Below are 20,090 nucleotides of genomic sequence, written 5' to 3'. Positions count from 1 at the left end.
TGGCGCCACTCACCACTCCCGAGCGGGAGAGGGCGTGCGTCGCGCCTCGTCCGGCATTAGGGCCGGAAGCCTTCGAACACCATCTGGTCGGCGTGCTCGCGCGCGCGGCGGCGCTGATCGTCGGTGCGGACCGTCCAGGTCATCACCGGCCGCCCCCCGAGGAGCCGGGCGAGATTGGTCGGCGCGCAGGGGAGGTCGTCGACCCGCCAGGACAGGAAGTCCGGCCGCGTCTCGTCGAAATGCAGCAGGTTCGAGAGGGAGCGGCGCAGCCTGTCGGACATCGGGCCGTAGGCCGGGTCGTCCTGCGTCGTCTCGGCGACGATGCCGCGGGGGATCGTCGGGGCCAGCTCCCGCAAGGCCGCGACGATCCCGGGATCGAAGGATTTCAGCGCCACGGGCCCGTCGTAGCGCAAGACCGTCTCGACGACGCGCCGGGTCAGCGTCAGGTCGCCGGAATAGACCGACTTGATCTCGACGATGAGGGGAACCCGGCCGGCGATCTCGGCCAGGAATTGCGCCAGCGTCGGGATGCGCTCAGGCGTGCCGGCGACCGTCAGCGTCCCGAGTTCCGCCGCGGGGCGCGAGGCGATGGGGTGCGTGGCCTCTGTGAGGCGGCCGAGCGCGGCGTCGTGGAACACCATCGCTTCGCCATCCGCGCTCGGCTGCACGTCGCACTCGATCGCGTAGCCCCCCGCGATCGCGGCGCGGGCCGCCGCGACCGTGTTCTCGGGGACGCCCTCCGCCCGGCCGTGCAGGCCCCGGTGTGCGATCGGGCGCGCCGTCAGCCAGGCGGGAGCGTTCGGCGTCACTCAGGCGACCTCGAACATCGCCTCGACCTCGACCGCCGCGTCGAGGGGCAATTCGGCAACGCCCACCGTCGAGCGGGCGTGGCGTCCGCGGTCGCCCAGCACCTCCACCATCAGGTCCGAGGCCCCGTTCATGATCGGGGCGAGGCCGGAGAAGCTCGGCACCGCGTTGATGAAGCCGCCGAGCCGCACGCAGCGGGCGACCGCGTGGTCGAGGTCGCCCACCGCCGCCTCGAGCTGCGCCAGCACGTTGAGGGCGCAGAGGCGGGCCGCGGCGATCCCGGCCTCGGCCGAGACCTCCGCGCCGAGCTTGCCCACATGGTCGGGGGCGAGCTTGCCGTCCGGCCCGAAGCAGATCTGGCCCGAGATGACGACGAGGTTGCCCGTGCGCACGAAGGGCACGTAGTTCGCGACAGGCGCCGCGGCCTTCGGCAGGGTGAGGCCCAAGCGCTCCAGACGTTCCTTCACCGAACTCATGTGCTTCCTCCCGCGTGGCGGCATGGCTGCCGCTCCGGCTCACAGCACAGGCGCGCCCCCGCGCGCAAGGGCGGCGCCTCCCGGGTCGCCCGGCGCAGCCTAAGTTTGAGGCATGTCGCTTCCGTGAACCCGCCCTGTGATTGACAGACGGGGCCGCTTTCATAGTAATCGCGCGCGTGCCGCCCCCTGACGAGGCGGCACTTTCATTTCGGGCGTGTCGCGAGGCGGCTCGCCGACGACCCGACCCAAGGCCAGACACGGAGACGGGAACGTGACCTCCGCCCTTCTGCCGACCTATGCCCGGGCCCCTATCGCGTTCGAGCGCGGCGAGGGGGCATGGCTCGTGGCGCGCGGGGGCGAGCGATACCTCGATTTCGGCGCCGGCATCGCCGTCAACGCGCTGGGCCACGCCCACCCCCACCTCGTCGCCGCGCTCACCGAGCAGGCGGGCAAGCTCTGGCACACCTCGAACCTGTTCGAGATCCCGGAGGGCGAGCGTCTGGGCCAGCGCCTCGTCGACGCCACTTTCGCGGATGTCGCCTTCTTCGCCAATTCCGGTGCGGAAGCGAACGAGGCCGCCATCAAGATGGCGCGCAAGTACCACGCGGCGGGCGGCCACCCGGAGCGGTACCGCATCATCACCTTCGAGGGCGCCTTCCACGGCCGGACGCTGGCCACCATCGCCGCGGGCGGACAGGCCAAGTACATCGAGGGCTTCGGCCCCAAGGTCGAGGGCTTCGATCAGGTGCCGACCGGCGATCTCGCGGCGCTCGAGGCCGCGATCACGCCGGAGACCGCCGCCCTGATGATCGAGCCCATCCAGGGTGAGGGCGGCCTGCGGGTGATCCCGCACGCGGACCTGCGCCGGCTGCGCGAGATCTGCGACGCACGGGGACTCCTTCTCGTCATGGACGAGGTGCAGACCGGCGTCGGGCGCACCGGCAAGCTGTTCGCCCACGAGTGGTCGGGGATCGCCCCCGACATCATGAGCGCGGCCAAGGGCATCGGCGGAGGCTTTCCGCTCGGCGTCTGCCTTGCCACGCGCGAGGCGGCCCGTGGCATGACGGCGGGCACTCACGGCACCACCTTCGGCGGGAACCCCCTCGCCATGGCGGTCGGCAACGCCGTCCTCGACGTGGTGCTGGCCGACGGCTTCCTGGATCACGTCCGCCGCACCGGCCTCCTGCTCAAGCAGAGGCTCGCCGCGCTGAAGGACCGGTACCCGCAGGTGATCCAGGAGATCCGCGGCGAGGGCCTGATGCTGGGCCTCAAGCTCGGCGTGCCGAACACCGATTTCACCGCGGCGGCCCGGGCCGAGCACCTCCTCGTCATCCCGGCCGGCGACAACGTGGTCCGCCTCCTGCCTCCGCTCATCGTGGGCGAGGCCGACGTCACGGCCGCGGTCGAGCGCCTGGAGGCGGCGGCCTCTTCCCTGGACCACCCCAAGGACACCCCTCTGCGCGGGGCGGCCGAGTAGGCGCGCCGCCCCCGGATCACCTGTTCTCAAAGATCGACCGAGATGAACGCCCAGACGAACGGGACCGCGAAGGTCCCCAGCGAGCCCCGGCCCCAGGCCGCCGGCCCCCGCCACTTCCTCGACCTCAAGGATTTCTCCGGCGCGGAACTGCGCGCGATCCTCGACGCGGCCGCCGCCATCAAGGGCCGCCGCCGCCGGGGCGAGCCGCCGGCCGAGCGGCCGCTCGCCGGCAAGACCCTGGCGATGGTGTTCGACCGGCCCTCCACCCGCACCCGCGTCTCCTTCGACGTGGCCATGCGCGAGCTCGGCGGCGAGACCCTGATGCTGACGGGCGGCGAGATGCAGCTCGGCCGCGGCGAGACCGTGGGCGACACCGCCCAGGTGCTCTCCCGCTTCGTCGACGCGATCATGATCCGTATCCTCGACCACGGGCTGATGCTCGAACTCGCCGAATCCGCCAGCGTGCCGGTGATCAACGCGCTCACCAAGGTCTCGCATCCCTGCCAGATCATGGCGGACGTGCTCACCTTCGAGGAGCATCGCGGGCCGATCCGCGGCCGCACGGTCGCGTGGTCGGGGGATGCCAACAATGTGCTGGCGAGCTGGGCCCACGCCGCCGCCCGCCTCGACTTCACCCTCAACATCGCCGCGCCCCCGGAACTGTCGGCCCCGCCCGCGCTGATCGCCTGGGCGAAGGAGCAGGGGGCGAAGATCAACGTCACCACCGACCCGTTCGCGGCCGTCGACGGCGCGGATTGCGTCGTCACCGATTGCTGGGTCTCGATGGGCGACGATGACGACAACCACCGCCACAACCTGCTCGGCCCCTACCAAGTGAACGCCAAGCTGATGGCGGCTGCCGCCAAGGACGCGGTCTTCATGCACTGCCTGCCGGCCCACCGGGAGGAGGAGGTCACGGCCGAGGTGATCGACGGCCCGCAATCCGTGGTCTTCGACGAGGCCGAGAACCGCCTCCACGCCCAGAAGGGCATCCTGGCCTGGTGCTTCGGGGCGAACGGGCTCTGACGATCCCCCCTCGCGGGGCGATTGCCGAAGCCCCATATGGGGTTCTGAGCGTTCACGCTCTCCCCCAGCAGGCGATGAACTCGACGATGCGCGGCCGAACCGGTCGCGGGTGGCGCGGCGGCGCCCCTCCCCCAGGCGGGAGAGCGGAGCCGTGCCCGTCTTGCGTGCGATGCGGGGATGGTAGCGCCAGGATCGACACGGAGCGGAGAGGCGATGACCGCAGGAGCCGAAATGTCCCCCACCCCCGCCGACGGCCGCGAGGGCCACGACGATGCCGTGCTGCCCTTCTCCGTCGAGGCCCTCGACGTGCGCGGGCGCGCCGTGCGGCTCGGACCCTCGATCGACACGATCCTGCGCCGCCACGGCTATCCGGACCCGGTGGCGCGCCTCCTGGGCGAGGCGGCGGCGCTGACCGTGCTGCTGGGCTCGTCCCTCAAGTTCGAGGGCCGCTTCCAGCTCCAGACCAAGACGAGCGGCCCGGTCGAGATGATCGTGGTGGATTTCGAGGCGCCGGACCGCGTCCGCGCCACCGCCCGCTTCGACGCGGAGCGCGTCGCGGCCCTGGGCTCGGGGCCTCTCAAGACGGCCGATCTCGTCGGCGAGGGGCACCTCGCCATGACGATCGACCAGGGCTCGGCCGCGAGCCGCTATCAGGGCGTCGTGGCGCTTGAGGGCCAGAGCTTCGAGGAGGCAGCCCACCAGTATTTCCGCCAGTCGGAGCAGATCCCGACGCAGGTGCGGCTCGCCGTGGCCGAGGCGTTCGAGGACGGTGAGGCCCGCTACCGGGCGGGCGGCCTCCTCGTGCAGTTCCTGCCGCAATCGACCGACCGGGCCCGCCTCGCCGACCTGCCGCCCGGCGACATCCCGGAGGGCCATGCCCATCTCGACGCCGCCCGCGCGCCGGAGGACGACGCCTGGGTCGAAGCACGCTCCCTCGTCGGCACGATCCAGGACCACGAGCTTGTGGACCCGGCGGTCTCCTCGGAGCGCCTGCTCTACCGCCTGTTCCACGAGCGCGGCGTGCGCGTGTTCGAGGCGCAGGGCGTCTCCGAGCAGTGCCGCTGCTCGCCGGAGCGGGTGATGGGGATGATCCGCTCGTTCTCTCCGGAAGACCGGCAGGCCATGGTGGCGGATGACGGCCGCATCGGGATCACCTGCGAGTTCTGCTCGCGGCGCTACGACCTCGACCCGACCGAGGTCGAGGCCGAGATCGCGGCCAAGCACTAGGCGATCCCCGGCGCCACGGCCAAGCTGAACCGCCGTTACGGCCAAGCTCAGCCCAGATGATTCGCCAACGAAAGCTGCCAACCTTCGATTGAACCCTTTCGCGACGAGACGCGTTTCGAAGCGTCAAAAGTCACGGAGGTTACGCTATGAAGAAGTTTGCAGTCGGTTTGGCGGCTCTGCTGTTCAGCACGTCCGTCTACGCGCAGAATGCGGCCGGTACCATGGACAAGGGCGCCGGCGGCAACACCGGTGCGGCTCGGTCCGGGATGTCGGCCGAGCGCGGCGGCGCCCGCGGTTCCGAGATGGGCGGTCAGCGCGAGCAATCCGCGCAGCGCGAGTCCGGCGGCCAGCGCGAGGGCGGTCAGCAGGCCCGCAACGCCGGCCGCGAAGGCGCCGATCGCGGCGACCGTCAGGGCGGCATGGATCGCGCCGAGCGCCGGGACGGCGCGCGCGGCGAGGACCGTGGTGAGCGCTCGGCCCGGGCGGAGCGCGGGAGCGAGCGCGGCGACATCCGTGAGAGCCGCCGCGACCGCGTGACCGAGAGCCGGCGCACCGACCGCACCGACGTGCGGTCCGAGCGCGTCTCGGGCGGCTTCCGCCGCGAGGGCCGTTTCGTGTTCATCGGCGGCCGCCGCGTCGTCTACGGCTCGCCCGAGTATCGCCGCCTCGTCACGGTCGAGCGGCGCCAGAGCGGCCCGCGCCGCTACGTCACGATCCGGGGCCAGCGGGTGATCTACGGCTCGCCCGAGTATCGCCGCCTCGTGACGGTCCGCGACGAGCGCCCGAGCCGGGTCCGCTACGTCACGGTCCGCGGCCAGCGCGTGCTCTACGGCTCGCCCGAGTATCGCCGCCTGACGGTCTCGACGAGCGAGCGCCGCGGCGGCACGGTCAATGCCACCTTCAGCGAGCGCAACCGCAGCACCGTCGAGCGCCGCGGCCGCACGGAGGAGCGCAGCGCCGAGCGCGGCACCGACCGCAACGAGCGCGCCTTCCGCGGCAACGAAGGCAACCGCAACGAGCAAGCGAATCGCGGCGGCCGCGACACGATGCAGGGCAACATGCGCCAGGGTGAGCGCGATCCGTCCGCCGTCCGCAACGCGGCCGACCGCGGCGGTGCCGACCGCTCCGAGCGTGGCGCTGGCGGCGAGCGCGGTTCGATGAGCGGTGGTAATCGCGGCGGCATGAACGCCGGCAACCGCGGCACGGCCGGGGGCGAGCGCGGCGCGGGCGGCGAGCGCGGCGGCCGCAACTGAGCTGACGCGGCATCGTCCGAGTGGAGGGGCCGGTTCGCCGGCCCCTTTTTCGTGGTCACGCCTTCAGGACAGGCTCTGCGATGTCGCCCCCGCCACGCCGGGCGAGGTAATCGGGCTGGAACAGGCACATCCGCATGGCGTCGCGATAGCGCCCGTTCACGAAGAATTCGTCCCGAAGCACGCCCTCGGGGCGGAATCCGCAGCGCTCGTAGATGCGCACGGCGCGGGCATTGTCCTTGTCGACGTGCAGGTAGAGCTTGTGGATGTTGAGCACGCTGAAGGCGTAATCGATGGCGATGCGCGTCGCCTGACCCGCGTAGCCTCGGCCCTGGAAGGCGGGGTGCAGGGCGATCTGGAACTCGCAGCGCCGGTGCAGGTGGTTGATCTCGACGAGCTCGACCATGCCGGCGGATGCGTTGGCCGCCGTCGCGATGATGAAGCGTCGCTCGGTCTGGTTGTGGATGTTGCGCTCGTAGAGCTGCGCCAGCTCGGCGAAGGACTCGTAGGCCTCCTCGAACCAGTAGCGCATGATGCTGTCGTTGTTGTTGAGCTGATGCACGAAGAGCAGATCCTCGCGCTCGAGCGGCCGCAGCGTCACACGGCCCGGATCCGGGCTCCCGCCCGTCATGACGCGCCCTCGGCGCAGGCCCGGCCCAGGCGGCGCATGAAGGCCGCGCCGTCCTCGAGCGCCCGCAGGGTGATGTACTCGTCGGGCTGGTGCGCCTGGTCGATCGAGCCCGGCCCGCACACGACGGTGGGGATGCCGGCGACCTGGAAGCGCCCGGCCTCCGTGGCGTAGGGCACCGTGATGGTGCGGTTGCGCTCCGCGACCCGCAAGGCCAACCGCTCCGCCTCGGAGCCGGGATCGGGCTTGAGCCCCGGGACCGCAACTTCCTCCAGGGTCTCGATCGACCCGTAATCGCCGTATCGGTTCAGCCGCTCGCGGGTCACCGCCTCGACCTTGGCGGCAAACAGGTCCGGGATCTCGGCCATGTCGAGATCCGGAAGGCCGCGGAATTCCCAGTGGAAGGTGCAGACCTTCGGTAGGATGTTGCGGGCGGTACCGCCCTGGATGGTGCCCACGTGCACGGTCGTCGCCGGGGGGTCGAAGCGGCCCGACGGGTCGCCCCGCGCGACCATCAGATCGGCGATGCGGTTCAGCTCCGAGACGAGGTCGGCCGCCGCCATCACGGCGTTGGCACCGAGCATGGGCTTGGCCGAGTGCGCCTCGTGCCCGTGCACCGTGGTGAGATAGGTGACGATGCTCTTGTGCGCATCGGCGACCTCAAGGTCCGTCGGCTCGCCGACGATGACGGCGTCGGGCCGCGGCAGGTCGGCGCCGAAGCGGGCGATCGTGTCGGCGACGCCGAGGCAGGTCGTCTCCTCGTCGTAGGAGAACAGGAGGTGGATCGGGCGCTTGAGATCGATGGCGAGGTATTCGGGCACCGCCGCGAGCGCGAGCGCGCAGAAGCCCTTCATGTCGACGGCGCCGCGGCCATAGGCGCGCCCGTCCGCCACCCGCAGGGTGAAGGGGTCCGAGGTCCAGGCCTGGCCCGTGACCGGCACCACGTCGGTATGGCCGGAGAGCACGACGCCGCCGTCGCGCACCGGGCCGATCGTCGCGAAGAGCGCCGCCTTGTCGCCGGCCGCGTTGGGGACGCGCAGGCTCTCGACGCCGAGGCCGTCGAGATAGGCCGCGATCCAGTCGATCACCGCGAGGTTCGGCTTGGAGCTCTCGGTGTCGAAGCCGACGAGGCGCTCCAGGATCTCGAGCGGGGTCAGGCGCTCCGGGTGTCCCGGCATCCGGTTTCCCGGCATCGCTTGGCATCCTTCCGCGGGCGCCGGCTGCGGCGCCAAGCCCTCAGTGCAGGCTGCGGCGCACGTGCGGGCTGTCGAGGGAGAAGGCGGGGATCTCGGCCTCGAAGCTCTCGCCGGCCACCGTCGCCATCGTGTAGCTCCCGGCCATCAGCCCGTCCGGCGTCGTGAGGGGGCAGCCGCTGGTGTAGCTGAAGGATTCACCGGGCTCCAGCACCGGCTGCTTGCCGACGACACCCGCGCCGCGCACCTCCTGGCAGGCGCCGTGCCCGTCGATGATGCGCCAGTGCCGGGAGCGGAGCTGCACCTGCTCGGCGCCGTTGTTCACGATCTCGACCGTGTAGGCGAAGAAGTACCGGCTCTCGCCCGGCGAGGATTCCTCCTCGACGAAGCGAGGCATCACGGTCACGCTGATCCCGCGCGTCTCGGCCTTGTACATGGTCCGGACCTGCCTCCCTGGCCGAGCCGCGCGTCGCGCCCCGCATCGTCCGCGAAGCACCGCGACAGCCTCGGAGCGCCGTGGTACGTGGCGGCGAAAACGCCGTCAATCACGGCGGAGTACGTCGCGCTTGGCGCGGCGCTTTCAAGGGATCGGGGCCGCATGGCCGGCAAGACCCTGCAGCATCGTGGGCCGCCCGTGTGGCATCCGAAGCGCCGCTCGAGCCTCCTCGACACGGGCGCGCGCCTCGGCCTCGCGGGCCTCTGTCTGGCGCTCGCGTGGCAGGCGCCGGCAGCCAATGGCTGGGCGGCCGCAGCCCTCCTCGCGAGTCTCCTCCTCGACGCCGCGGCCCGGCTCGCCACCGTCCGAGCCGGGCGCGACGAGGCCGTCGCGGCGCGATTGCGGGGCCCCTCACACGGTCTGCCCTCCCTCGTCCTCGCCCTCGGCTCCGGACCGGGCCTCGCGGGCGGCGCCCTGGTCCTCGCCCTGGCGCTGCTCGCGCGGCCCGATGCGTTCCCGGTGCTCGGCAGCCTGCTCGCGGGACTCGTGGCGATCGGCGCCTTCGCCAGGCTCGCCCTTGCCCGGATCATCCTGCGCATTGCTCGGGAGGACCCGGATTTAACGCGGCCTTAGGGCAGCCGCGGCACAACGGGAGCCGTATGCGTGTGGTGGAGCGGGGCAAGCGCGCTGTGACGAAGAACACGACGCGGGAGCCCGCCGGCGAGACGCCGCGCGAGGGCATCCTCTCGGCGCGCGGCATCGCGGCGCTGACGGAGAGCGGCGGGATCCGCCCGGCGAACCCGTACGCGTCCGATCAGATCCAGCCCGCGAGCCTCGATCTGCGCCTCGGGGCCCGCGCCTTCCGCGTCCGCACGAGCTTCCTGCCGGGCAGCCGCCGCAGCGTGTCGGACTGCGTCAGGGATTTCTCCTTCCACGCGATCGATCTTCGGGAGGGGGCCGTCCTAGAGACGGGCTGCGTCTACATCGCCGAGTTGCAGGAGACCCTTGCCCTGCCGCCGGATCTCTCGGCGGGCGCCAACCCGAAGAGCTCGACTGGGCGCATCGACGTCTTCACCCGCGTCATCACGGACCACGCCACGGCCTTCGATCAGGTGGAGGCGGGCTACGCGGGCCCTCTCTACGCCGAGATCTCGCCCCGCACCTTCCCGGTCCTCGTGCGCACGGGCTCGCGGCTCTCGCAGATCCGCTTCCGTCGAGGCGAGGTGCGCCTGCGCGAGACCGAGCTGGCCGAGCTTCACGCCCGCACGCCGCTCGTGACCGCGGCGAGCCCATCCTTCCAGGGGGGCGTGGCCGTCTCCGTCGATCTCGCGGGATTCGACGGGCTGATCGGCTACCGGGCCAAGCGCCACACCGGCCTCGTCGACGTCGACGCACCCGGCCGCCACCGGACCGCCGATTTCTGGGAGCCGCTCCCGGCGGACGGCTCCGGCATGCTGATCCTCGATCCCGGCCAGTTCTACATCCTGGCCTCGAAGGAATCCGTCGTGGTGCCTCCCGACCACGCCGCCGAGATGGTGCCCTTCGACCCCCTCGTCGGCGAGTTCCGGGTCCATTATGCGGGGTTCTTCGATCCCGGCTTCGGCTACGCGGACGCGGGCGGGGCGGGGGCCCGGGCCGTGCTGGAGGTGCGCTCCCGCGACGTGCCATTCCTTCTGGAGGACGGTCAGATCGTCGGCCGCCTCGTCTACGAGCGCATGGCCGAGACGCCCGCCACCCTCTACGGCGCGGGGGCCGGCTCGAACTATCAGGCGCAAGGGCTGAAGCTCTCGAAGCACTTCGTCTGAGGCCGGCCAGGGTCAGGGCGCGGCGCGGGCGACGTTTCCGGGCGGGCGCTTGGGCGGGAGCGGCGTGCGCGGGCTCGCCTTCGGCGCGGGAGGAGGCGGAGTGACGCTGGGCGGCTCCAGGTCGATCTCGACCGCAGCCTCCTGCAGCACCGGCAATTCAAGGCTCGGGGCTGCCCGCTCCCCCCTCTCGGCGGGAGGTGGTGCCGCGAGGGGAGCCGGCTCGATGTTCGGGGAGAGCGAAGCGGGTTCCGGCCGAATGGGCTCCTCGGCGATGCTCACCGCGGCCACGGCGGAGGGCAGGGGCGCCCGGGCGGCCGAACCGCGGGAGAAGACGAGGGGCAGGCTGAAGGCCGCCAGCACCGCGATGGCGACGAGGCCGCCGAGCACGGCACCCGCACCCGCACTCGGGCCGCTCCGCGGCCGCACGCTCCGAAGGGGCCCTGGCGCGAAGCGGCCGCGACAGCGCAACGCACGCCCGACGAATCGGACGAGCCTCCGACCTCCCACACGGCGCCTCATGAGGCGACTCCCGGATCCCGGGCGAGATGCCCGAACCGGCACGGAGCCCGGTCATCTGAGGCGGATTTATGGCATCGGGCGGCGCGTGGACGCGCTCGCACAAGCCATGGATGCATAACCAGTTTCACCCATGCTGCCGGTTGCGGTTTCGTGCTCGCCGGCCGTGGCGGATCCCGGAGATCGAGGTAGCCGGACTTCACCGCGAAGCGAGGCGCGGCCAGCGCGCCACAACGCTCACCCGCCCGCCTGATCGGCTGCCGCCGCGTCGATCAGCCAAGCCACCCGCCCCCTGCTCGTCACCTGCGCAGCCGGCAGGTCTTCGCCCGCGGCGAGCCGGCGAAGCGGGTCCCGCTTGCCCGCGCCCGTCACCAGGAAGAGGATCCAGCGGGAGGAGGCGAGCGCCGGGTAGGTGAGGGTGATGCGCGGCACGAAGGGCGCCATTCCCGCCTCCGGCACGGGCGCCGCCCAGGCGCTCGCCTCGTGGAGCGCCGGCTTGCCGGGGAACAGGGAAGCCGTATGCCCGTCCTCGCCGAGGCCGAGGAGGACGAGGTCGAAGAGCGGTCGGGCCGGGTCGAGCCGCTCGGCACCGTAGAAATCCCGCAAGGTCCGGGCGTAGCTGCGCGCACCCGCCTCGGCGCCGAGGTCGGAGGGGATGAAGTGCAGATGCGTCCGCGGGATCGGCGCACCATGCCCGAAGGCCTCGCGGGCCATGCGGACGTTGCTCAACGGATCGTCCCAGGGCACCACCCGGTCGTCGCCGAAGAACCAGTGGATGCGCGCCCACGGCACCCGGTCGACGTAGTCCGCGCCGGCGAGCAGGGCGTAGAGGCGCTTCGGCGTCGAACCGCCCGAGAGGCAGATGGCGACCCGGTCCCCCGGCGCATCGGCGCATATGGCCAGGAGACGGTCCGCCGCGGCCCGAGCGACCGCCTCCGCATCGGGCAGGACCTGTGTGCCGGAGGGCAGGGGGATCGTCATGGCGGTTCTCCTGTCGGGATCGAACCGGTGCTCGCGGCGTCCTGACTATTTCGGCTCCACGTGCCCGCCGAAGCCCTTGCGCATGGCCGAGAGCAGCTTGTCGGCGAAGCTCGCGTGCTCGCGGGATCGGAAGCGGGCATAGAGGGCGGCCGACAGGACGTTGGCCGGCACCGATTCCTCGATCGCCGCGTTCAGCGTCCAGCGCCCCTCCCCGGAATCGGCAACGAAGCCCGAGAAGGCGTCGAGCTGCTCGTCGCCGGCGAGCGCCTGCGCGGTCAGGTCGAGGAGCCAGGAGGAGACCACGCTGCCGCGGCGCCAGACCTCGGCGATGTCGCCGATGTCGAGGTCGAAGCGCTGCGCCTCGGGCAGGTCCTTGGACCCTGCGTGCTTCAGGATGTCGAAGCCCTCGGCGTAGGCCTGCATCAGGCCGTACTCGATGCCGTTATGGACCATCTTCACGAAGTGGCCGGCTCCGCTCGGCCCCGCATGGATGTATCCCTGCTCGGCGCGGGCGTCGCGGCCCTCCCGGCCGGGCGTGCGGGGCACGTCGCCGAGACCGGGGGCGAGCGTCGCGAAGATCGGATCGAGCCGATCGACGGCTGACCTGTCGCCGCCGATCATCATGCAGTAGCCGCGCTCCAGCCCCCAGACGCCGCCCGAGGTGCCGACGTCCACGTAGTGGATGCCCTTGTCGCGCAGGGCGGCGGCCCGGCGCACATCGTCCTTGTAGAAGGAATTGCCGCCGTCGATGATGGTGTCGTCGGCCTGCATCAGGGTGGCGAGGCTCTGCACCGTCGACTCCGTGATCTCGCCCGCGGGCAGCATCACCCAGGCGGCGCGGGGCAGATCGAGCTTGGCGACGAGATCGTCCAGGCTGTCGGCTCCGGTCGCGCCCGCCTCGACGAGAGCGGCCACGGCCTTCGGGTTCTGATCGAACACCACGGCCGAGTGGCCGGCAGCCAGCAGCCGCCGCACGATGTTGCCGCCCATCCGGCCGAGGCCGATCATCCCGAGTTGCATGGCCGCTCTCCGGTTGCCGCCCTCGTGACAGGGCCGTGGATTCCATCCGCCGCGCACCGGCTCGCGCCCGCGTGCCGCCTCGCCTCGATCACCTCTCCCGTCCGGGAGATCCGGCTCCGCGCGGGGGCCGGACCGGTGAGGGCTCGGCCTCTTCCGGAGAAGCCGCCCCCCTCACCCAGACCGTCCGCCGAACGGCAGAGGAGGTCTCCGACGCCGCTCAGGCGATCGCTGCCTCGATCGCCGCGGCGATGCGCTTCAGCCCGGCCGCCACGTCGCCGCCCTTGATGTGGACCCGGAGCGCCCGGCGCCCGCGCTCGGCGAGCACCGCGACATCGCCGCGGGCCTGCGCCGCAACGACCGTGCCGAAGCCGAGCTTGCGCCCGGGGATCGCGAGATCCTGCGCCGGATCGGCCGTGATCTGCACGAAGACGCCGGTATCCGGGCCGCCCTTGTAGGCCTGTCCCGTCGAGTGCAGGAAGCGGGGCCCGAATTCCAGGCAGGTCGCGACGCGGCGCGCGTCGCGCAGGCGCACCCGGGGGGCCTGCAGGATCTCGAAATGATCCGCGTTGCGCGGCACGTAGGCGAGCAGCGCGACATAGTCGCCGTCCTTCAGCCGGGCGAGTTGAGCGCGGATCCCCGCCTCCAGGCCCTCGCGCGCCTCGGGGAGCGCGTCGGCATTCGCCGGGTCGGCGTAGAGGGCGATCGTGTCGTCCTCGAAGAGCGGTGCCTCGGCGGGAAGCGCCCCGCTCTCCTCGGCTGCGGCGAACAGCTTCTTCGTCTCGATCTTGCTCGCCTCGACGTCCGGCTGGTCGAACGGGTTGATGCCGATCACCGCGCCCGCCACCGCGGTTGCCATCTCGAAGCGAAAGAATTCCTGCGGCAGCTGCTCGACCGTGTCGAGGGTGATGCGGGCCACCGGGTGGCCCTCGCGCTCCAAGTTGCGCACGGCCTCGTCCTGCTGCGCGTCGGCGAAGCCGTCGAGGCGCAGATACACGAAGAAGCGGTCGCGCCCGTAGACGGCCGGCACGTCGACCGGCTCGCCGTCGATCGGGATCAGGCCGAGACCCTGCTTGCCAGTCGATTCCGCGATCAGCTGCTCGGCCCAGGCGCCGAAGGTGGCGATGGCCGGCGAGGCGATCAGCGTGACCTTGTCCCGCCCCTCCGTCACGGCGGCCTGGCCGAGCGCCGTGCCCAGCAGCACGCCCGGGTTCTGCGCGGGCGGCACCGCCGGCCCGCAGGACCGAACCATCACGCGGGCGATCCCGAGGAACTCGGCGACGTCGATGCCGATGGCCGCGGCCGGCACGAGGCCGAAGGCCGAGAGCACGGAGTAGCGCCCGCCGATCTGCGGCACGCCGTAGAAGATCTTCTCGAAGCCGTCGCTCTTCGCCGCGCTCTCCATGGCGGAGCCGGGATCGGTGACCGCCACGAAGTGGGAGCCGGCGCGCGCGCCGACGACCTCCTTCATGCGGGCGAGGAAATAGTCGCGGAAGACGTTGGGCTCCAGCGTCGAGCCCGACTTGCTCGCCACGATGAAGAGCGTCGAGGGCAGGTTGACCGCCGCCTCGACGGCGCGGACCTCGTCCGGGTTCGTCGAATCGAGGATGCGCAGGCGCGGGAAGCCCTCGCGCTGGCCGTAGGTCTCGGCGAGGACTTCCGGCCCGAGGCTCGAACCGCCCATGCCGAGCACCACCGCATCCGTGAAGCCTCGGCCCTTCACCCAGGCCGCGAAGTCGGCGTAGTCGCCGGCCTTCGCGAGCTCGTCCTCGACGATGCGCAGCCAGCCGAGCCAGCGATCCTCGTCGGCGTTCGACCAGACGCTCTTGTCATGCGCCCAGAGCCGTCGGATCGCCCCGCTCGCGCGCCAGGACTCGACGGACTTGGCGGCCTCCGTCCTGAGGCCGTTGGAGAGGCCGAGGCTCTGTCCGTTGAGGCGCGCGCCGAGCAGGGTCGCCCGCTTCTCGGCGACCGCGCCGAGGAGCTTGTCGGCCGCGTCGATGAAGAGCTGGACGCCCTCCTCGACGAGTTGCCGGCCCACCGCCTCGATGTCGATGCCGGCGCGCGCCAGCCGGTCCATCACGGCGTGCGCGCCCGCCACGTCCTCCTCGATCGTGGCCCGGACCCGACCATGATCGCGGAAGGCGTCCATCGTGGCGGGCGGCATGGTGTTGACGGTGTTCGGGCCGATCAGCTCCTCGACGTAGAGCACGTCCGAGTAGGCCTTGTTCTTGGTGCCCGTGGAGGCCCAGAGCAGGCGCTGCGCCTTGGCGCCCTTCCCGGCGAGCGCGGTCCATTCGGGCGCGCCGAAGATCGACTTGTAGCTCTGGTAGGCGAGCTTGGCGTTGGCGATCGCGACCTTGCCCTTCAACGCCTCCAGCGCGGCCTTCTCGTCCGGGTCGTTGGCGGCGGCGATCTTCTCGTCGAGCGCCTTGTCGACGGCCGAATCGATGCGGCTGATGAAGAAGCTCGCCACGCTCGCCACCCGCGAGACGTCACCCCCGTTGCGGTCGAGCTCGGTCAGGCCCTCGATGAAGGCGCGGGCCACCGCCTCGTAGACGCTCTGCGAGAACAGGAGCGTGATGTTGATGCTGATGCCCTCGGCGGTGAGCTGGCGGATCGCCGGCAGGCCCTCCGGCGTCGCCGGCACCTTCACCATCAGGTTGTCGCGGGCGACCGCCTTGTGCAGGCGCCGCGCCTCGGCAAGCGTCGCCTCGGTGTCCAGGGCGAGGTAGGGGGAGACCTCGAGGCTGACGTAGCCGTCGGCCCCGTCGCTCGCCTCGTAGACCGGCCGCAGCACGTCGGCCGCGTTCTGGATGTCCTCGATGGCGAGCCCCTCGTAGAGGTCGATGACGCGCTGATCGCCGGCCTCCTGCACGGTCTTGAGGGAGCCGTCATACTCGTTCGAGGCGCCGATCGCCTTCTCGAAGATCGCCGGGTTCGAGGTGACGCCGCGCAGGCCGTCCTCCTCGACCAGCGCCTTCAGCTTGCCCTCGGCGATGAAGCCGCGGGCCACGAAATCGAGCCAGACGGCCTGATCCTGTTCGGTGTGAAGGGCCTTGAGCGCGTTCATGCCGATCGATCCTTGCAGTCTGAGACGATGGGTCCGCTCACCCGTGCGGACCGGATAGGTGAGGGCGGTGCGACATGTGGCGCGCCGCGCCGCATCCGCCAGCCTTGATCCCGGGGGAGGCTATGTATGCCGCCCGCCCCGTCAATCGCAGGTCCCTCACCGGATCGGGAAGAGGGTCCGGTCAGCGCCGGTGCTTCTTCACCTGATCGCGAGCGGCCTCCAGCACCTTGTCCGGCGTGAATCCGAACTTCTTCTGGAGGTCCTTGATGGGGGCCGAGGAACCGAAGGTGTGCATGCCGATGATCGCGCCGCTGGAGCCCGCATAGCGGTCCCAGCCGATCACCGAGCCCTGCTCGACGGCGACGCGCGCGAGCACGTCCGGCGGCAGCACGCTCTCGCGGTAGGCTTGATCCTGCCGCTCGAACAGGTCCCAGGAGGGCATCGAGACGACGCGGGCCTTCACCCCTTCCGCCTTCAGGGTCTCGTAGGCCGAGACGCAGAGCTGCACCTCGGAGCCGGAGCCGATCAGGATCACGTCCGGGCTGCCGTCGCTGTCGGCGAGCACGTAGGCGCCCTTCGCCACGCCCGCGGCGCTCGCGTACCGCCCCCGGTCGAGGGTCGGTAGCGGCTGGCGGGAGAGGGCGAGCACCGCCGGCTGGTTCTTCAGCGAGAAGATCACCCGGTAGGCCTCGGCCACCTCGTTGGCGTCGGCCGGGCGCAGGGTCACGAGACCGGGGATCGCGCGGAGCGAGAGGAGTTGCTCGACCGGCTGATGGGTCGGCCCGTCCTCGCCGACGCCGATCGAATCGTGCGTGAAAACGTGGAAGATCGGCAGCTCCATCAGCGACGCGAGGCGGATCGGCGGCCGCATGTAGTCGGCGAAGACGAGGAAGGTGGCGCCGTAGGCGCGCAATCCCACGAGGCCGAGGCCGTTCACGATCGAGCCCATCGCGTGCTCGCGCACGCCGAAATGGATGTTGCGCCCGCCCGGCTCGAAGGGCGCCAACGTGCCGGCCCCCTCGAATTCGAGCTTGGTCTTGTTCGAGGGCGCGAGATCCGCCGAGCCGCCGAGCATGAAGGGCACGTGCGGCGCGATGGCGTTCAGCACCTTGCCGGACGATTCGCGGGTGGCGAGCCCCTTGGCGTCGGCGGGAAAGACCGGGATGTCGCGGTCCCAGCCCTCGGGCAGGCGCCCTTCGAGGAAGGCCGTGACGTCCTCGGCATGCTCGGCGTCGCTCTCCTCGGCCGCCTTCAGGAAGCCCTCCCACTGCGTGAAGAGGGCGGCTCCCCGGGCACCGATCCCATCGCGAAAATTCTGGACGACGCCGTCGGGGACGAGGAATTGCGCGTCCTCGGGCCAGCCGTAGGCGCGCTTGGCACCCCTGACCTCGTCCTCGCCGAGCGCGTCGGAATGGGCCTTGGCGGTGTTCTGCTTGCTCGGTGCGCCGTATCCGATGATCGAGTTGACGATGATGATCGTCGGCCGGTCGGAGGATTGCAGGAAGGTCTCGAGCGCGCTCGCGATCGCGTGCACGTCGTTGGCGTCGGCGACCCGCAGGACCTGCCAGCCGTAGGCGAGGAAGCGGGTCGCCACCTCCTCCCCGAAGGCGAGCTCGGTGTGGCCCTCGATCGTGATGGTGTTGTTGTCGTAGATCCAGCACAGGTTCGACAGGCGCAGGTGCCCGGCGATCGAGGCCGCCTCGCCCGAGACGCCCTCCATCAGGTCGCCGTCCGAGCAGATCGCGTAGACGTTGTAGTCGAACAGCGGAAGCTCAGGCTTGTTGAGGCGCTCGCCGAGGAAGCGGCCGCCCATCGCCATGCCGACCGAGTTCGCCACGCCCTGACCGAGGGGACCCGTCGTCGTCTCGACGCCGGTGGTGAAGTGGTACTCGGGATGGCCGGGCGTGCGGCTGTCGAGCTGGCGGAACTGCTTGATGTCGTCGAGGGAGACGGCGGGCTCGTTGCCGCCGTCCTCGCGCGCCACGCCCGCGAGGTGCAGAAGCGCGTAGAGCAGCATCGAGGCGTGGCCGGCCGAGAGCACGAACCGGTCGCGGTTCGGCCAGTGCGGGTGGGCCGGGTCGTAGCGCAGGTAGCGGTTCCAGAGCGTGTAGGCGACGGGCGCCAGCGCCATCGGGGCGCCGGCATGGCCGGAATTCGCCTTCTGCACCGCGTCGATCGCGAGCGTCCGGATCGTATCGATGCTGAGCTTCTCGACCTCGCTCAGGGCGGCCTTGGGGCCCGCGTCTGCTCCGCTCATGTCTGGTCTTCCTGAAACTGAAACTGCGTCGTCGGTTCGTCAGGCGCCGGCCGGCGCCGCTGCGGCAGGGGCCGGCGCGCCGATTGCGTGCCCGCGCTCCTCCGCCGCCTCCCGGCCCCGCGCCTCGCTCCGTTCCCGGGCCGGCCCCAGGGCGCGGCTGTAGTTCAGGATGGTGTTCACCAGGGCGACGTGGCTGAAAGCCTGCGGGAAGTTCCCCACGAGGCGCTTCTCCTCCGGATCGTACTCTTCCGCAACCAGCCCGAGGTCATTGCAGACCCCGATCAGACGCTCGATCAGCTCCCGCGCCTCGTCGCACCGGCCGAGGCCGATCAGGTTGTCCGCATACCAGAAGCTGCAGGGCAGGAAGGCGCCCTCGCCGCCGGGGAGACCGTCGGTCCTCTGATCCTCGGTGTCGTAGCGCAGGACGAACCCGTCCCGCATCAGATGTCGGCCGACCGCCTCGACGGTGCCGACCACCCGAGGATCCTCCTGGGGCAGGAAGCCCATATGGGCGATGAGAAGGAGGCTCGCATCGAGTTCCTTCGAGCCGTAATACTGCACGAAGCTGTTCAGTTCCGGATCGAAGCCCTTCTCGCAGACCTCGGCGTGGATCCGGTCGCGCAGGGCCCGCCAGCGATCAAGGGGTGCGGCGCGGCCGGCACGGGGGCGCTCCTCGTTGGTGCGGATCGCCCGGTCGACGGCGACCCAGGCCATCACCTTCGAGTGCACGAAGTGCTTGCGCCCGCCGCGCACCTCCCAGATGCCCTCGTCGGGCTCGTTCCAGACCTTCTCCAGGTGCTCCATGAGGGCGAGGCCGACGCGCCAGCCGTCGCGGTCGTCGGGCATGCCGCGGCGTCTCGCCTGATAGAGGGCGTCGAAGAGTTCGCCGTAGACGTCGAGCTGGAACTGCGCCACCGCGGCGTTGCCGACGCGCACGGGCTTCGAGCCCTCGTAGCCGGGCAGCCAGTCGAGCTCGATCTCCGGCAGGAGGCGCTCGCCCGCGATGCCGTAGAGGATGTGCGCCTGCTCCGGGTTGCCGGCCACCGCCCTGAGCAGCCAGGCGCGCCAGGCGCGGGCCTCCTCGATGAAGCCGCCATCCATCAGGGCGAGCAGGGTGAAGGTCGAGTCGCGCAGCCAGCAGAACCGGTAATCCCAGTTGCGCACGCCGCCGAGTTGCTCGGGAAGCGAGGTGGTGGGCGCCGCCACGATGCCGCCGGTCGGCATGTAGATGAGGGCCTTCAGGGTCAGGAGCGAGCGCTTGAGGATGTCGTCCCACGGTGTGCCGCTGGCGCAGTGGCGCGACCAGTCCCGCCAGAAGCTGTCGGTCGCCGCCAGCACCTTGCGCGGCTCGACCGGGGGCGGGTCATCCTCGTGCGAGGCGCCGTAGCTGAGGGTGAAGGCCACGGTCTCGCCGGCCTTCACAGTGAACTCGGAGACAGTGGTCTGGTCGACCCCGTGGAGCGGTGCCCCGGTCCGCAGGACGAGCTTGTGAGGGCCCGAGATCGCTCTCAGGTCGCCCCATTCGTTATGTGAAACCCAGGGAACCGCCGAGCCGTAATCGAATCGGATCGCCAGATCCATGCGCATGGCGACCCGGCCATGCACGCCCTCGACGAGGCGGATCAGGTGCGAGCCGTCGCCGGCCGGCATGTAGTCGGTCACGAGCACCGCGCCGTCGCGGGTTCTGTGGCGCGTCTCGAGGACGAGGGTGCCCTCGCGGTAGCGGCGGCTCGTCTCGACGTGCTTGGCCGCGGGCGCGATGCGCCAGAAGCCGTGCTCGTTCGTGCCGAGGAGGCCCGCGAAGCAGGCGGAGGCATCGAAGCGCGGGAAGCAGAGCCAGTCGACGCTACCGTCCCGGCTGATCAGGGCGGCGGTGCGGCAATCGCCGACGAGCGCGTAATCCTCGATCCTGGCTGCCATC

At 71.2% G+C, this 20,090-nt stretch carries 17 protein-coding genes; 6 read left to right on the top strand and 11 right to left on the bottom strand.

The genetic code is table 11. The features are described 5' to 3' along the window. Positions 1-56: 56 nt before the first annotated feature. Positions 57-809, bottom strand: a complete 753-nt coding sequence (locus J2X36_RS19040; protein WP_310352681.1) for a glycerophosphodiester phosphodiesterase family protein — start codon at positions 807-809, stop codon at positions 57-59. After that, positions 810-1,283 carry a RidA family protein gene (locus tag J2X36_RS19035; protein ID WP_132253447.1) on the bottom strand — a complete coding sequence of 158 codons (474 nt, stop codon included), beginning with the start codon at positions 1,281-1,283 and terminating at the stop codon, positions 810-812. Positions 1,284-1,554: 271 nt separating this feature from the next. Between J2X36_RS19035 and J2X36_RS19030 the strand changes: the two genes are divergently transcribed. From J2X36_RS19030 to J2X36_RS19015, 4 genes are all read left to right on the top strand, one after another. After that, positions 1,555-2,760, top strand: coding sequence for an aspartate aminotransferase family protein (locus tag J2X36_RS19030; RefSeq protein ID WP_310352676.1), 1,206 nt, complete (start codon positions 1,555-1,557; stop codon positions 2,758-2,760). A gap of 42 nt (positions 2,761-2,802) precedes the next feature. Continuing rightward, the gene (gene argF / locus J2X36_RS19025; protein ID WP_310352673.1) at positions 2,803-3,786 is read left to right on the top strand and encodes an ornithine carbamoyltransferase; all 984 of its coding nucleotides are present in this window, start codon (positions 2,803-2,805) and stop codon (positions 3,784-3,786) included. 213 nt (positions 3,787-3,999) lie between these two features. After that, entirely contained in the window at positions 4,000-5,013 is a 1,014-nt protein-coding gene (locus tag J2X36_RS19020) for an Hsp33 family molecular chaperone (RefSeq protein ID WP_405029818.1), read from the top strand. A 146-nt stretch (positions 5,014-5,159) separates the two neighbouring features. After that, complete coding sequence (locus J2X36_RS19015) at positions 5,160-6,266, top strand: hypothetical protein (protein ID WP_310352669.1); 1,107 nt, start codon at positions 5,160-5,162, stop codon at positions 6,264-6,266. Positions 6,267-6,321: 55 nt separating this feature from the next. On the opposite strand, the gene speG is transcribed toward J2X36_RS19015, so the two are convergent. From speG to apaG, 3 genes are read right to left on the bottom strand one after another with little or no spacing between them, the layout of a single operon-like run. Continuing rightward, positions 6,322-6,894, bottom strand: coding sequence for a spermidine N1-acetyltransferase (speG, locus tag J2X36_RS19010; RefSeq protein ID WP_310352666.1), 573 nt, complete (start codon positions 6,892-6,894; stop codon positions 6,322-6,324). After that, the gene (argE, locus tag J2X36_RS19005; RefSeq protein WP_310352663.1) at positions 6,891-8,069 is read right to left on the bottom strand and encodes an acetylornithine deacetylase; all 1,179 of its coding nucleotides are present in this window, start codon (positions 8,067-8,069) and stop codon (positions 6,891-6,893) included. Before argE ends, speG begins: the two co-directional genes overlap by 4 nt. 58 nt (positions 8,070-8,127) lie before the next feature. Continuing rightward, positions 8,128-8,520, bottom strand: a complete 393-nt coding sequence (apaG, locus tag J2X36_RS19000; RefSeq protein ID WP_132253430.1) for a Co2+/Mg2+ efflux protein ApaG — start codon at positions 8,518-8,520, stop codon at positions 8,128-8,130. 162 nt (positions 8,521-8,682) lie between these two features. Here apaG and J2X36_RS18995 point away from each other — a divergent pair, with 162 nt between their 5' ends. Both J2X36_RS18995 and J2X36_RS18990 read left to right on the top strand, forming a co-directional pair. Continuing rightward, positions 8,683-9,153, top strand: a complete 471-nt coding sequence (locus tag J2X36_RS18995) for a hypothetical protein (protein WP_310352661.1) — start codon at positions 8,683-8,685, stop codon at positions 9,151-9,153. A gap of 26 nt (positions 9,154-9,179) precedes the next feature. After that, complete coding sequence (locus tag J2X36_RS18990; RefSeq protein WP_310352659.1) at positions 9,180-10,325, top strand: 2'-deoxycytidine 5'-triphosphate deaminase; 1,146 nt, start codon at positions 9,180-9,182, stop codon at positions 10,323-10,325. Between the two features lie 12 nt (positions 10,326-10,337). Here J2X36_RS18990 and J2X36_RS18985 read toward each other — a convergent pair whose 3' ends face one another. The 6 genes from J2X36_RS18985 to J2X36_RS18960 all read right to left on the bottom strand — a co-directional run bounded on the left by J2X36_RS18985 (position 10,338) and on the right by J2X36_RS18960 (position 20,089). Further along, on the bottom strand, positions 10,338-10,751 hold the full coding sequence (locus tag J2X36_RS18985; RefSeq protein ID WP_310352657.1) for a hypothetical protein: 414 nt from the start codon (positions 10,749-10,751) through the stop codon (positions 10,338-10,340). A gap of 327 nt (positions 10,752-11,078) precedes the next feature. Further along, on the bottom strand, positions 11,079-11,822 hold the full coding sequence (gene pgl / locus J2X36_RS18980; RefSeq protein WP_310352655.1) for a 6-phosphogluconolactonase: 744 nt from the start codon (positions 11,820-11,822) through the stop codon (positions 11,079-11,081). A gap of 45 nt (positions 11,823-11,867) precedes the next feature. Then, positions 11,868-12,842, bottom strand: coding sequence for a phosphogluconate dehydrogenase (NAD(+)-dependent, decarboxylating) (gene gnd / locus J2X36_RS18975; protein ID WP_132253424.1), 975 nt, complete (start codon positions 12,840-12,842; stop codon positions 11,868-11,870). A 217-nt stretch (positions 12,843-13,059) separates the two neighbouring features. Further along, entirely contained in the window at positions 13,060-15,912 is a 2,853-nt protein-coding gene (locus J2X36_RS18970; RefSeq protein WP_310352651.1) for a bifunctional transaldolase/phosoglucose isomerase, read from the bottom strand. 181 nt (positions 15,913-16,093) lie between these two features. Beyond that, positions 16,094-18,169 carry a transketolase gene (gene tkt, locus J2X36_RS18965; protein WP_310352649.1) on the bottom strand — a complete coding sequence of 692 codons (2,076 nt, stop codon included), beginning with the start codon at positions 18,167-18,169 and terminating at the stop codon, positions 16,094-16,096. A 39-nt stretch (positions 18,170-18,208) separates the two neighbouring features. Then, complete coding sequence (locus tag J2X36_RS18960) at positions 18,209-20,089, bottom strand: glycoside hydrolase family 15 protein (protein ID WP_132253416.1); 1,881 nt, start codon at positions 20,087-20,089, stop codon at positions 18,209-18,211. Position 20,090: the final 1 nt, after the last annotated feature.

It is taken from the genome of Methylobacterium sp. BE186, assembly GCF_031457035.1.
In the GTDB taxonomy this organism is placed as follows: Bacteria; Pseudomonadota; Alphaproteobacteria; order Rhizobiales; family Beijerinckiaceae; genus Methylobacterium; species Methylobacterium segetis.
Note: the sequence above shows the minus strand (reverse complement) of the source record. Positions and strands in the feature narration are given on the sequence as shown.

Bases quoted from the DNA above. Each gene is read 5' to 3' on its own strand.
- J2X36_RS19035 (WP_132253447.1), bottom strand. From the start codon at position 1,283: ATGAGTTCGGTGAAGGAACGTCTGGAGCGCTTGGGCCTCACCCTGCCG.
- argF (WP_310352673.1), top strand. From the start codon at position 2,803: ATGAACGCCCAGACGAACGGGACCGCGAAGGTCCCCAGCGAGCCCCGG.
- J2X36_RS19020 (WP_405029818.1), top strand. From the start codon at position 4,000: ATGACCGCAGGAGCCGAAATGTCCCCCACCCCCGCCGACGGCCGCGAG.
- J2X36_RS19015 (WP_310352669.1), top strand. From the start codon at position 5,160: ATGAAGAAGTTTGCAGTCGGTTTGGCGGCTCTGCTGTTCAGCACGTCC.
- speG (WP_310352666.1), bottom strand. From the start codon at position 6,894: ATGACGGGCGGGAGCCCGGATCCGGGCCGTGTGACGCTGCGGCCGCTC.
- argE (WP_310352663.1), bottom strand. From the start codon at position 8,069: ATGCCGGGACACCCGGAGCGCCTGACCCCGCTCGAGATCCTGGAGCGC.
- apaG (WP_132253430.1), bottom strand. From the start codon at position 8,520: ATGTACAAGGCCGAGACGCGCGGGATCAGCGTGACCGTGATGCCTCGC.
- J2X36_RS18995 (WP_310352661.1), top strand. From the start codon at position 8,683: ATGGCCGGCAAGACCCTGCAGCATCGTGGGCCGCCCGTGTGGCATCCG.
- J2X36_RS18990 (WP_310352659.1), top strand. From the start codon at position 9,180: ATGCGTGTGGTGGAGCGGGGCAAGCGCGCTGTGACGAAGAACACGACG.
- pgl (WP_310352655.1), bottom strand. From the start codon at position 11,822: ATGACGATCCCCCTGCCCTCCGGCACACAGGTCCTGCCCGATGCGGAG.
- gnd (WP_132253424.1), bottom strand. From the start codon at position 12,842: ATGCAACTCGGGATGATCGGCCTCGGCCGGATGGGCGGCAACATCGTG.
- J2X36_RS18970 (WP_310352651.1), bottom strand. From the start codon at position 15,912: ATGAACGCGCTCAAGGCCCTTCACACCGAACAGGATCAGGCCGTCTGG.
- tkt (WP_310352649.1), bottom strand. From the start codon at position 18,169: ATGAGCGGAGCAGACGCGGGCCCCAAGGCCGCCCTGAGCGAGGTCGAG.
- J2X36_RS18960 (WP_132253416.1), bottom strand. From the start codon at position 20,089: ATGGCAGCCAGGATCGAGGATTACGCGCTCGTCGGCGATTGCCGCACC.